The sequence below is a fragment of the Streptosporangium jomthongense genome (assembly GCF_042650425.1).
Lineage (GTDB): Bacteria > Actinomycetota > Actinomycetes > Streptosporangiales > Streptosporangiaceae > Streptosporangium.
Genome location: NZ_JBHSBC010000053.1, coordinates 195,508 through 207,271 on the forward strand (window position 1 = coordinate 195,508; position 11,764 = coordinate 207,271).

An 11,764-nucleotide genomic window follows, 5' to 3' on the forward strand; every position below is an offset into this window, starting at 1 on the left:
CCATGTCCACCGATGTCACTCAGGTCCGCCGAGGCGCCGCCGCTGTCTTCCTCGTCGCGGTGTTCGTCTCGGCCGTCGGCGACGAGATCGCCGCCATCGCGGTCATGTTCCACCTCGCCGAGACCGGGCGGTCCTTCCTCGTCGCCGCGCTGCTGGTGCTGCAACTGGTGCCCGCCGTACTGCTCGCGCCGCTGGCCGGCCAGCTGCTCGACCGGCGTGACGCCGGGCGGATGCTCGCCCTGGTGTCCGGGATTCAGGCCGTCGTCGTGCTGGCCATGAGCGCCTGGCCGAACACGGCCGTCCTGCTCGGCGGCTCGACGCTGGTCGGCCTGTGCGCGGCCGTTTCCACCCCGGCGGCGATCGTGCTGATCCCGCTGCTGGCCGGCGAGGCCTTCCCGACCCGGGCGAACGGGCTGCTGGAGGTCAGCCGCTCGGCGTCCACGCTCGCCGGGCCGGTCGTCGGTGGTGTGCTGGTGGCGAGCATCGGGCTCCGTCCGGCGCTGCTGGTCGACGCCGTGTCCTTCGCCCTCGCCGCGGCCGCGATCGTGCTCATCAAGGTGCGCCGCCCGGTCGACGACGACGGCCGGGTGTGGTGGACGGGCGCGACCGACGGCATCAGGTTCCTGGCCCGCCAGAGCGACCTGCGCACCATCCTGCCCATCGTGGTCATCACCGTTTCGGCCAGCTCGATGGTCAACGTGGCGCTGGTGTTCCTCGTCAAGGGCCCCCTGCACTCGGGCGCCACGGCCCTGGGTGTGCTGACCGCGGCGTGGGGCGTCGGCGCCCTGGTCGGCGCGGCCCTCGGGTCCCGTCGCGAGTTCCGGACTCCCGAACGTGTCGTGCTGGTCGGCGCCGCCGCCATGGGCGTGGCGATCCTCGCGTACGGACTCGTCAACGCCGTCGTGCTCGCGGTCGTCGCGGCGCTCGCGGCGGGCGCGGCCAACGCCTACCAGAACATGGGCATGCGTACGGCGGTGCAGATCCGCACCCCGAACGAGCTGCTGGGCCGCGCGCACGCCGCGGCGGGTTCGATCGTCAACTCGTTCTTCCTGGTCGGTTTCGTGCTCGGCGGCGTCTTCGCCGCGGGCAACCCCCGCGCCACGTTCATCGTCTCCGGCGCGGTCACGGTCGCGGCGGCCGCCGTCGGCCTCGTGCTCATGGCCGCCCGGCGCGCGACCGTGCCGCAGGACGGCGCCGCCGCGCTCCCGGGAGATCTCAATTGATCTCCTCCTCGCGCCGCGGTGACGTCGGCGCCGCGGTGCGCGTGGTCCCCGACAGCCCGTACAGCGCGATCTGCGTGGTGGTGGCCCGCGGTTACCTCGACGACCCGGTGTCCGGCGCGGGCCTCGCCCACCTCTTCGAACACGTGTGGTTCGCGCACGAGCTCGACGCGCCGACCGTCGAGTGGGGGGAGACCCGCGAGCACGCCGTCGTGCTGCACCACGTGTGCCCGCCGGAGGAGGTTCCGGCGGTCGTCCCCGCCCTGGCGCAACGGCTGTTGCGCTGCCGCGCCGCGCTGCCCGACGCGATGGCGCCGCGCGTCGCGGCCTCGCTGAGGCTCATCGCGCTGGAGCGGCGCACCGGACGGGAACGGCGGGTCTTCGGGTTTCCGCGCCGCGACATCGCCCGGGCGTTGCGCGGTGACCCCGGCTTCGATCCTGTCGCCGTCGACACCGACGGCCTGCGGTTCGACGACATCACCTCCTTCCTGACCGGGCGCCGCCTCGCCGTGTGCGTCGCGGGACCGCAGGCGTCGCCCCTGCCGTCGCCCGAGGACCTGCTGGCCGCCTTCGCCGTACCGCCTGACCAGGACGGAACGGTGTCGGCGCCGGCGCCGGCACTGGCCGGCGGCTGGACCGTCGCCACCGACGACGTCGAGGCGAGCGCCACCGCCTGGCTTCTTCCGCCCACCGTGGACGTCGCGGCGGCGGCCTGGCTCGCCATCGGCCTGATCGAGCGATGCCCGCCACCGGCCGGACTGCGATGGGTGTCGGGACGGGTCGTCTCCCCGTTCGGCGCGGCGGCGGTGCGCGGCGGCCACCTGTTCGCGGTAGCCGCCGGCCTGGCGGACGGACCCGCTCCGGATCTCGTCCACGATCACCTGCTGCCGTTGCTGCGCGGCGACCTGGCACAGTTCGACGCGGTGCGCGCCACCACCGACGCGACCCGGATCGAGGCCGCCGACCAGGCCGCCATCGACGCGATCGACCTGATCGGCCCGGCGACCGGTCACGACGCGGTACGGCACGCGGTCCGCGAGGCGTCCACGGACACGATGCGGGACTTCGCCGAGCTGCTCGCCGAAAGCCCGCACGCGGACTTCCGCGCGCGCGCCGGGTCGCGGCGGTGACGGCCTGGGAGCGCCGCGACGGCGACCGCAGCGTGCGGTACGTGCACACCGGTGACCCGCAGCCACGCCTGCACCTGCGCGCAGACGGCCCCCCACCGGACGAGCCCGTGGTCCAGATCGTCCACGACGCGCTGACCCTCCCACGGGTCTGGGCCTTCGGCGCCCGCCTCGGTGAGGCCGCCCCGCTCGTCGACCACGGCCGTGTCATCGGCGTGGACGTGACGATGCCGGAGCTCGACCCGGCATGTGTCTGGGAACAGGCGGCGCGCCTGCACGACGTCGTGCGGGCGGCCCCGGTGTTCGACGAGCGGGCCGGGCGTGCGCTGGAGCGGGCCGCCGCAGCGTCCGTCGAAACGTCGCACCGCCTCGCCACCCTGGCCACGCTCTTCGCCCGGCCGGGAATCCCCGACCGGATCCACGCCGGGCGGCTGGTCGCCGCCGTCGTGCGCGCCGCCCGGCGGCTGCTTGAGGAGCCCGCGGAGGCTGTGCCGGTCGGCGTGGCCATCACCGCGGCGCTCGGGCCGGGCACCCTGGCGTCGGGCGAGGACCCGGCGCTCGGCCTGCACCGGCCCTGCAGGCCACCGGCGTGGCTTGAGGTCGGTTCACCACGCGCGGATCTGGCCTATCTGCAGGTCCGGCGTGCGATTCCGCCGGTCCGCACGGTACGGGAGCTCGCCGCGACCCTCATCGCCAACCAGGCGGCGTTCGGGCCGTACCATTCGGAGCTCGACGACGTCATACGGTCCCGTGCGGCGGTGAGCTACCTGTGGGACTGCGTGACGGACCTCGCCCGCGGCGAGTTCGTCATGCTCGCCGCACCGGACGCGGCGACGGCCGACCGCGTGGTGTCACTGATTCACGCGGCGCACGCGGACGCGGCGCGTCCCTCGGCACGCCCGGTCGAGGACGCCAGGCGCATCGTACGGACCCAGGTGCTGCGCCGTCTCGCGTCGACGAACTCCCTGCTGCTCGCGCACGGAGAGGCGCAACGTTCCGGCCTGCCGGTGGATCTGTGGACGGCCCTGTCGGCGGCGCTGCGGGATGTGACCTTCACCGAGGTGGACGCGGCGGTGCCCGGCGTGTACGCCGAGCCGCTCGCCACCACCCTGGTCGTGCCGGTGCGGCCGGACGTTCAGCAGGCGTCCACCGCCCCGGCGGCGTAGGCGACGTCGAGCACCGCGACCACGTCGGCCGGCAGCCCGTCCTTCCCCCGCCACGCGTCGAGGCTCAGGACCGCGCCCACGGCCAGGTCGCCCAGCGCGGTGAGCAGGGAAACCAGCGGCTGTCGCGGCGGGATGCGGAACGAGCGGCCGTTGACCGCCACGATCACCGTTCTCTGGTCCGCGGCGTCGGTCGCCCAGGAGAGGGGTGTACGCTGCGCCGCGCGCACGCCCGTCGCGCGCCGCCAGTCGGGCGGTGTGCGCTGAGGGAGGTCGGGGAGGATCTCGAAGTTGGCCGTGCTGTGCCGCGTCAGGCCCCACTGGTGCACGGCGGAGGTGGCGGCCGCGGCGGCGGTGTGCCCGAACGTCAGCGCTTCCGCGGCCAGTTCGTGTTCCGCGGTGCTCCATCGCGGTGTCGGCGCGCCGAGCCCGGCGCGGGCGAAGGCGCCGGCCCACACCGGCCCCATGTCGCGGAAGTTGTGCGTCGCGAGATGCAGGCTCAGCGACGGCCGTCCGTCGGACTCGCCGCAGTGCCAGTAGGACGCCGGCCAGTAGAGCACGTCGCCCGGTACGCCGGTCAGCCGCAGCGGCGGCGTGCCGACGGCCTCGGGCCCGATGCCGAGCGCGACGTACTCGTGCTCCGGGTCGCAACCGTCCGGCGCGTGGCCGACGAGCGTCTCGAACGGCCACAGCAACATCGTCTTGACGCCTTCGGCCACGTACAGGAAGACGTCGGCGGTGTCCTTGTGGATGCGGGTCGGCCCCGACGCGTACGAGCCGGCGACGATGAAACAGTCCGAGACGCCCGCGGGAAGTCCGCGCTCGGTGCCGCGCAGCCGGACGAACACGTCACGGGCGAACCGGTACAGGCCGGTGGAGTGCGACTGTGCCGAGTTGGCCACCACGCTCCAGCCGACGTTCAACGACTGTGACACCCGTCGCGCGTAGGGGCCGAACTCGGACTCGCCGGGACCGGGGAGGCAGTCGCCGAGCTCCGCCGCCACCCGCGGCACGGTGAAGACCTTGACGTCGTCGGGCCGGCGGTGGGTCCCGGCGCGCACGGCGGTGCCGATGCCGCGCAGGATGCCGTAGGTGTCGACCGCGTCGATGCCGTCGAGGCCACGCAGGACGCACGGGTCGTGCCCCCAGCCCGGTGGTAGCCGATCGAAGTCGAAGACCGGGACGGAGGCGGTGCGCCCGGTCACAACGCCCTGGCCGGCGCCGCGGCGGGGCGCCGGTACTCCGCCGATCCGGACCGCTCGACGAGGCCGAGATCCGCCAGCAGCCGCCGCAGCCGTGCGACGTCGTCGCCCGCGTGGGAGAGGATCGCGTTGACCTCGCCCTCGGTCAGGGTCTGGTCCTCGGGCAGGAGGCCGGCGAGGACCCTGGCGATCACGTCGAGGTCTTCGGAGCGCTTCGGCAGGTCGACGATGCGGCCGTGGGCGAGGTAGCGGCGCAGCGGCGACTCCGGTGGGATCGCCTGGCACAGCGCGGTCATCTCCACCACCGAGTCGCCGACCCGCCCCAGCGAGGCGATGTCGGCGATCAGCGCGTCACCCTCGCGACGCAGCACGCCGGCCTCGACCAGTCGCATCACGTCGCGGGACAGGCTCCTGACGTCCAGCTCCAGAGCGCGGGCCAGCTCCGCCAGCCGCACCGCACCGGACTCCTTGTTCATCGTCACGACCGTGTTGACGATGGCCAACCGCCGGTCGTTGGACAACGCCAGCAGAATTTCGGAGGCGTCACTGAGGATGGCGGAAGTGGCGCGGCCCCCCGATTTCGCTGTGGCAGACATGGGTCGACAGTTTACCAGTTGCCGAATATCTTTCAACGAAAGATGATTCATAAATGGTTAACCTCAGTGGGCGGTCGTCGGCGTGAAATTCCGGCGGCTTGGGCGCAGCGGCCTCGTGGTCAGTGAAATCGCCTACGGCAACTTCCTCACCCATGGCTCACAGGTCGATGAGGAAACGGCGATCGCCTGCGTGCGCGCCGCGCTGGACGTCGGCGTCACCACCTTCGACACCGCCGACGCGTATGCCGGCGGACGTGCGGAAACGGTGCTGGGACGGGCCTTGGCCGGTGAACGTCGTGAAGGACTCGAAATATTCACCAAGGTCTACTTCCCGACCGGGCGCGGCGCCAACGACAGAGGCCTGAGCCGTAAACACATCATCACGTCGGTCGAACGGTCGCTGCGCCGTCTGCGAACGGATCACATCGACCTCTACCAGGCGCACCGTTTCGACCACCACACTCCATTATGGGAGACCATGAAGGCGTTCGCCGATGTGGTTCGGTCCGGCAAAGCCCTATATATAGGCGTATCCGAATGGACGGCCGATCAGATCCGGGCCGCGCATGTCCACGCCCGCGAACTCGGTGTGCCGCTGGTGGCCAACCAGCCCGAGTACTCGGCGCTGTGGCGGGTCGTCGAGGCCGAGGTCCTGCCGGTCTGCCGCGAGCTCGGTATGGGGCAGGTGGTCTGGTCGCCGATCGCCCAGGGCGTGTTGACCGGCAAGTACGCACCCGGTGGCGTGGCTCCCCACGGAAGCCGGGCGTCCGACCACACCGGTGGCGGCGCCCTGAACATCCAGGGCTACCTGCGCGACGACGTCCTGGAGCGGGTGCGGTTGCTTCGCCCGCTCGCGCGCGAGGCCGGGCTCACCATGGCGCAGCTGGCGGTGGCGTGGGTGCTGCGCAACCGCGACGTCGCCGCCGCGATCGTCGGCGCATCCCGTCCCGACCAGCTCATCGAGAACGCGGCGGCGTCCGGCGTCACCCTGGACTCCGGTCTCGTCGCCCGGATGGACGCCGTGCTCGCCCCGGTCGCCACCGTCCACCTCGACCGTCGCCCCTGAGGACACGGGGCTCCGGTAAGAGGCCGCCAGACGGTTGGTCGTGGTTCCGGGGCCGCGGAGATCCGCGCCCGGCGCGGGCAGGCCCACGGGGCCGAGTCCTCGCTCGACGGATAGTTTTGGATCGGGTTCATCTATGGACGCGGTCCATGTGCCCTGTCCGCTGTGATCGCAGAGGAGAAACGAGCCCGGCGCAGGGCCCACATCGCGGACGCGGCGATGCGGCTGTTCGCCGAGCGGGGGTTCGACGAGGTAACCGTCAACGAGGCCGCCGAGGCGGCCGGGGTCGTCAAGGCGACGCTGTTCGACTACTTCCCGACCAAGGAGTCCCTGGTCCTGCGCGCACTCGACGACCTCGCCCGGGTCGTCACCGACGAGCTGCGCCGCACCGCCGCCGTGCGCGTCACCGGCGGCACGCCGGAACGGCTCTCACTCGCCGCCGAGCTCGCCGTTCCACACCATGGCCGCCCGCTACGCGAACCCCTGACGGTGCCCGCACACCCGCCCGTGCAGGGGCTTTTGACATCTTCCATAGGTAACCGCTATCTATTTGCCAACCGTCAGGGGGTGGAGTGCAGGACGCGGTGCTGGCGATGCTCGCCAAGGAACCATCACACGGGTACCACCTGCGTGCCCGGCTGCGGCAGTGTCTCGGCCCGCTGGGCGAGTCGATGAACTCCGGTCAGATCTACGTGACCCTGACCAGGCTGGAGAAGGCGGGACTCGTCGTCTGCGAGCGGGCGGACGGGCTTCCCGAACGGCCCGAGCGCAAGGTCTACGCGCTGACACCGGCCGGGCAGCGGCGGGTGGCCGCCTGGCTGACCGAGGTGGGCTGGCCGAAACCCGACCTGGCGGAGTTCCACCTCAAGCTCGCCGCCGCCGCGGCGGCCCGGCTGGCCGACCCGGTCGAGCTGGTGGCGGCGCAGCGCCGCGAGTTGCTGCGCCGTCTGCGTGAGGTGCAACAGGCGGCACTGGCCGAACCGGCGGGATCGGGTGCCGGCCTGCTGCTGGAGGGGGTAGTGCTGCGGTTACGGGCCGACCTGCGCTGGCTGGACGCCTGCGAACGGGCCTGGTCCGGGGCCGATGACGAAGTCGAGGGTGGATGAACGTGTCAGACGTCGTGGTCCGGGCCCGTGGCCTGGTGAAGACCCACGGTCAGGGGCAGAGCCGGGTCCGCGCGGTGGACGAGGTCGACCTGGAGGTGCCCCAGGGGCAGACGCTCACGGTGATGGGGCCGAGCGGCTGTGGGAAGTCCACTCTTCTGCACCTGCTGGGAGGCCTGGAACGGCCCACCGGCGGGGAGGTGTGGGTGGCCGGGCGACGCGTCGACACGCTGAGCGAGCGGGCGCTGGCACGCATGCGGCGCCGTTCGGTGGGGTTCGTCTTCCAGGCCTTCCACCTGGTGGAGGAGTTGTCCGCAGCCGAGAACGTGGAACTGCCCGCGCTATTGGCCGGACGCTCACGCCGCCAGGCCAGGCGGTGCGCGAACCTGCTGCTGGAACGGGTCGGGCTCGCCGACCGCGCCCGGCACCTGCCGTCCCAGCTGTCGGGCGGGCAGCGTCAGCGGGTCGCCATCGCCCGCGCGCTGGCCAACGAGCCGTTGGTCGTCCTGGCCGACGAGCCGACCGGCAACCTCGACACCGCGGCGACCCTCGACGTGCTGAGAATCTTCGAGGAGCTGCGTTCCGCGGGACAGACCCTCGTGATCGTCACCCATGACGAACGGGTCGCGGCCACGGCGGACCGGCTGGTCTCGATGCGCGACGGGATGTTCGTCGACGACACCCGGCTGGCCGCCTCCCACCCGCGCGGACTCGGCGGGCTGATCGGACTGGGGGACTGAACGTCGTGGGCTCCGCCGTACTCGTCGTGCGTCTGGTGTTGGCCGACCTGCGCAGGCACAGGGTTCAGGCCGCGATGCTCCTGCTCGCGGTCACGGTGGCCACCGCCACGATGGCGCTTGGCCTGTCCCTGCGCGAGGTGAGCGACGCGCTGTACGAGCAGACCCGGGAGGCCAGCGCGGGACCGGACGTGGTGGCGCTCTCCGGTGAGACGGGCCCCGAGGTGACCTCGGCCCTGACCTCGTTGGCGGAGGCTCCGGAAGTCGTCGCCCACCACGGCCCCTACCGCATCGTCTACGCCGACCTCACCGTGCGCGGCTCCACGTCGTCCCCGGTGGTGGTGCACGGCTTCGCCGAGAGCCCCGGGGCACTCGACCGGCCGCTGGTGACCTCGGGGCGGTGGGTACGCCCGGGCGGCACGGTCCTGGAACGCGGCTTCGCCACCGCGCTCGGCGTCGGCGTCGGCGACCGCGTCACCATCGCGGGCCGGCCGTACCCCGTCGTCGGGATCGCCGTGACCTCGGCCACCTCCATCTACCCCTGGGCCGCGCAGATCGGCCCGTACGGCGGCCCCAGCGACTACAGCGGCCTGGCCTGGATGACCCGCTCCGACGCCCGGGCCCTGGCGTCGTCCCACGACCTCCCGGTGACCCTGGCCCTGGACCTCAAGCTTCGCGACCCCGCAGCGACTGAGGCCTTCCGCGACGCCCACGCCTCCAGCGCCATGATCACCTTCCATTCCTGGCAGTTCAAAGCCGAACAGGACACGGTGATCCTCAGGAACAGCCAGCCGATCCTGGTTTTCGGCGGCTGGCTGCTCAGCTTCCTGGCCGTCACCGGGGTGGCGGCGCTGGCCGCGGGACGCGCCGTCGAGCAGACACGCCGGGCGGGGCTGCTCAAGGCCGTCGGCGCCACCCCGGGACTGATCGCGACCGTCCTGCTCACCGAGTATCTGGTGCTGGCGCTGGCCGGTGACGCGCTGGGGCTGGCGATCGCCCGCCTGACGATGCCCGCCGTCGCCAGTCCCACCGCCAGCAGGATCGGCACCGCCGGGCTGACCGGCGGCACCGTCGCCACGGCGACGGTCCTCGCCGTGGTGGTGGCGGTGCTGTCCACACTGGGCCCCACACTGCGGGCCATGCGCACGGCGACGGTCACGGCGCTGTCCGCCACCGCGCACCAGCCCCGCCGCCGCCCCTGGATCACCGCGTTGTCGGCGCTGCTGCCCACCCCGCTGCTGCTCGGGGTACGGCTGACCGCCCGCAGGCCTGGCCGTGCCGTGCTGCAGGCGTGCTCGACCGCCACCACGGTGATCGCGATCGTCGCCGTGCTGACCCTCAACGCCCAGCCGGAGAGGGGCTACGGCCTGGACGGTTCCTCCGTCCTGCCCAACCTGCGGGGTGAGCACGACCGCGGGCTGATGCTCCTCGTCACCATCCTGCTGATCACCCTCGCCGTCGTGAACACCATCACGTTCACCTGGACCACCGCCCTGGAGGCCCGGGCGAACATGGCCGTCGCACGCACGCTCGGCGCCACCCCGGGGCAGATCTCCATGGGGTTGTCCGCCGCCCAGCTCCTGCCCGGCCTGCCCGGTGTCGTCGTCGGCGTTCCCCTGAGCATCGGCATGCTCTCCCTCTTCACCGCCAGGAACGCGGTGGAGACCCCCTTCCTCTGGATGGTGGGCGCCGCGCTCGCGACCCTCCTGGCGACGGCGGCGCTCACCGCGCTGCCCGCGCGCCTGGCGGCCCGCAGGCCCGTGGCGCCGACCCTCAGCGCCGAGACGGCGTGACCGGACCCCGGGTTCAGCCGGAGACGAAGGCGGCCCGGTGGTCGGCCGCCCAGGTGGCGAACGTGCGGGGCGCGCGGCCCAGCACCCGCTCGACGTCACCGGTGAGCCGGGCGTTGCCGCCCCGCGCCACCGTCCGGGAGCCGTCGACCGCGATGTCCGCGAACCCGGGATCCACTCCGGCGGCGATCAGGCTCTCGCGGTAGACCTCCAGCGGCACCTCGACCGTCTCGACGGTCCGCCCGAGCGTCTCGCCCAGTACCTTCGCCATGTCCGGGACGCTGAGCAGTTCCGGCCCGGTCAGTGTGAGGACGGCCCGTACGTGCTCCTCGGATGTCAGCGCCGTCACCGCCACCTCGGCCACGTCCCGCGGGTCGACGACCCCCTGCCTGCCGTCGCCCATCGTGTTCGGCACCGGCTGCCCCCGCAGGACCTGGGGAGCCCAGCCCAGGGCGTTGGAGGCGAAGCTCGACGGCCGCAGGATCGTCCAGTCGAGCTCACCCGAGCGCAGCGCCCGCTCCCCGGCCAGATGCCAGTCTCCTACCGTGACACCTTCGCGTTCCTCTCCCGTGCCGATGGCCGAGACCTTCACCACCTTCCGCACCCCCTCGGCCCGCGCCGCCGCGACCATCGCCTCGTCGTGCCGGGCAGCCCACGGGCCGGGGGCGCTGAGCAGGAACAACGCGTCGGCACCGCGCGCCGCCCCGGCCAGTGACGCCGGATCGTCGAAATCCCCCCGGACGACCTCCACCCCCGGCGACTCCTCGACCTTCGCCGGTTCCCGCGTCATCGCCAGGACGCGTTCTCCCCGGCCCGCCAGCAACCGGACCACCTCACCGCCGACCGTGCCCGTGGCACCCGTGACAAGAATCATGCGCCAACCCTGGCGCCCCGCCCACCAGCTCCTATAGGAGTTTTCGGCACGCCTGCCCGCCCTGCGGCCCGGCTAGCGTGAGGTGGTGAGCATCGAGGTCCCGATGGCCGTGCCGTACGGCCTGCGGTCGCTGGTCAGGGCGGTGAGCGCGCTGCGGGCGGGCGATTCCGTACGGGGAGGGCGGCTTCCGCTCGTGCACGTCCCCGAAACCGACACCTCCCTGGTCTTCCGGACGACCCCGGCGGGGCGCGGCGACCTGCTCGTGGTCGGCCCGCGTACCCGCGCCTCGTACCACGCGGGCAAGGACATCCCGTACGGCCTGCGGTTGCGGCTGCGTCCCGGTGCCGCCCGGCCGTTGCTCGGCGTCCCGGTGAGCGAGGTCGTGGACCGGGTGGTCGGCCTCGGGGAACTGTGGGGCGCCTCCTCCGACCGGCTGCAGGAGGAGCTGACGGAGGCGGCCGGTGACGACGGCCTCGTGCTCGGGCATCTGGAGGCGGCGCTGTCCGCCCGGGCACCGGGGGATGGGGCGCGGGGCGCGCTGGTCCGGGCCGCGGCCCGGGCGCTGCGCGGACGCAGGGGTGGACGGCACGAACCGCTGCCCGTCATCGCCCGTCACCTCGCCGTCAGCGAACGGCACCTGCGCGCCCTGTTCGCCGACGCGGTGGGCCTGTCACCCAAACACTTCGAACGCATCGAACGCCTCCGTGCGGCCCTCTGCCTGGCCTGTACCGACGGTCCCCGCTGGGCCCGCCTGGCCGCGGCCACCGGTTACTACGACCAGTCCCACATGACGGCCGAGTTCCGTACGTTGATGGGCGTCACCCCGGCCGCCTTCTTCGAGGGCCGTCTCCCCGCCCTCCAGCCCTGCTGACCTGTCGACCCCGCCCGT

The 11,764-nt window shown here is 72.9% G+C and carries 12 protein-coding genes; 9 read left to right on the forward strand and 3 right to left on the reverse strand.

Annotation, left to right across the window (positions count from 1 at the left end; translation table 11 throughout):
• Nucleotides 1-2: 2 nt before the first annotated feature.
• The 3 genes from ACFOYY_RS39775 to ACFOYY_RS39785 are packed head-to-tail and all read left to right on the forward strand — an operon-like array spanning nt 3 to nt 3,513.
• The gene (locus tag ACFOYY_RS39775) at nt 3-1,223 is read left to right on the forward strand and encodes an MFS transporter (RefSeq protein WP_352013429.1); all 1,221 of its coding nucleotides are present in this window, start codon (nt 3-5) and stop codon (nt 1,221-1,223) included.
• Nucleotides 1,220-2,350 (forward strand): hypothetical protein, encoded by a 1,131-nt coding sequence (locus tag ACFOYY_RS39780; protein ID WP_386196485.1) that lies wholly within the window; start codon nt 1,220-1,222, stop codon nt 2,348-2,350. The genes ACFOYY_RS39775 and ACFOYY_RS39780 overlap by 4 nt, the downstream gene beginning before the upstream one ends.
• Entirely contained in the window at nt 2,347-3,513 is a 1,167-nt protein-coding gene (locus ACFOYY_RS39785) for a hypothetical protein (RefSeq protein WP_386196486.1), read from the forward strand. Before ACFOYY_RS39780 ends, ACFOYY_RS39785 begins: the two co-directional genes overlap by 4 nt.
• Here ACFOYY_RS39785 and ACFOYY_RS39790 read toward each other — a convergent pair.
• Both ACFOYY_RS39790 and ACFOYY_RS39795 read right to left on the reverse strand, forming a co-directional pair.
• Nucleotides 3,483-4,715 carry a hypothetical protein gene (locus tag ACFOYY_RS39790; protein WP_386196489.1) on the reverse strand — a complete coding sequence of 411 codons (1,233 nt, stop codon included), beginning with the start codon at nt 4,713-4,715 and terminating at the stop codon, nt 3,483-3,485. The two genes, ACFOYY_RS39785 and ACFOYY_RS39790, sit on opposite strands and share 31 nt — an antisense overlap.
• Nucleotides 4,712-5,308, reverse strand: coding sequence for a DUF2087 domain-containing protein (locus ACFOYY_RS39795; RefSeq protein ID WP_386196490.1), 597 nt, complete (start codon nt 5,306-5,308; stop codon nt 4,712-4,714). Before ACFOYY_RS39795 ends, ACFOYY_RS39790 begins: the two co-directional genes overlap by 4 nt.
• An 82-nt stretch (nt 5,309-5,390) precedes the next feature.
• On the opposite strand from ACFOYY_RS39795, the gene ACFOYY_RS39800 reads away from it, so the two are divergent.
• From ACFOYY_RS39800 to ACFOYY_RS39820, 5 genes are all read left to right on the forward strand, one after another.
• Entirely contained in the window at nt 5,391-6,374 is a 984-nt protein-coding gene (locus tag ACFOYY_RS39800; RefSeq protein ID WP_386196492.1) for an aldo/keto reductase family protein, read from the forward strand.
• 162 nt (nt 6,375-6,536) lie between these two features.
• Nucleotides 6,537-7,046 (forward strand): TetR/AcrR family transcriptional regulator, encoded by a 510-nt coding sequence (locus ACFOYY_RS39805; protein ID WP_386196494.1) that lies wholly within the window; start codon nt 6,537-6,539, stop codon nt 7,044-7,046.
• Entirely contained in the window at nt 6,944-7,477 is a 534-nt protein-coding gene (locus ACFOYY_RS39810; RefSeq protein ID WP_352013436.1) for a PadR family transcriptional regulator, read from the forward strand. The genes ACFOYY_RS39805 and ACFOYY_RS39810 overlap by 103 nt, the downstream gene beginning before the upstream one ends.
• Nucleotides 7,474-8,214, forward strand: coding sequence for an ABC transporter ATP-binding protein (locus tag ACFOYY_RS39815; RefSeq protein ID WP_352013437.1), 741 nt, complete (start codon nt 7,474-7,476; stop codon nt 8,212-8,214). The genes ACFOYY_RS39810 and ACFOYY_RS39815 overlap by 4 nt, the downstream gene beginning before the upstream one ends.
• A 26-nt stretch (nt 8,215-8,240) precedes the next feature.
• A complete protein-coding gene (locus tag ACFOYY_RS39820; protein WP_386196497.1) occupies nt 8,241-10,004 on the forward strand; it encodes an ABC transporter permease in 1,764 nt (587 codons plus the stop codon).
• Between the two features lie 13 nt (nt 10,005-10,017).
• Here the strand turns inward: ACFOYY_RS39820 and ACFOYY_RS39825 are convergent, their stop codons facing one another.
• Entirely contained in the window at nt 10,018-10,875 is an 858-nt protein-coding gene (locus ACFOYY_RS39825; RefSeq protein ID WP_386196499.1) for an SDR family oxidoreductase, read from the reverse strand.
• A gap of 85 nt (nt 10,876-10,960) precedes the next feature.
• Here ACFOYY_RS39825 and ACFOYY_RS39830 point away from each other — a divergent pair, with 85 nt between their 5' ends.
• Nucleotides 10,961-11,746: a helix-turn-helix domain-containing protein gene (locus ACFOYY_RS39830; protein ID WP_386196502.1), complete on the forward strand. Its 786-nt coding sequence runs from the start codon at nt 10,961-10,963 to the stop codon at nt 11,744-11,746.
• Nucleotides 11,747-11,764: the final 18 nt, after the last annotated feature.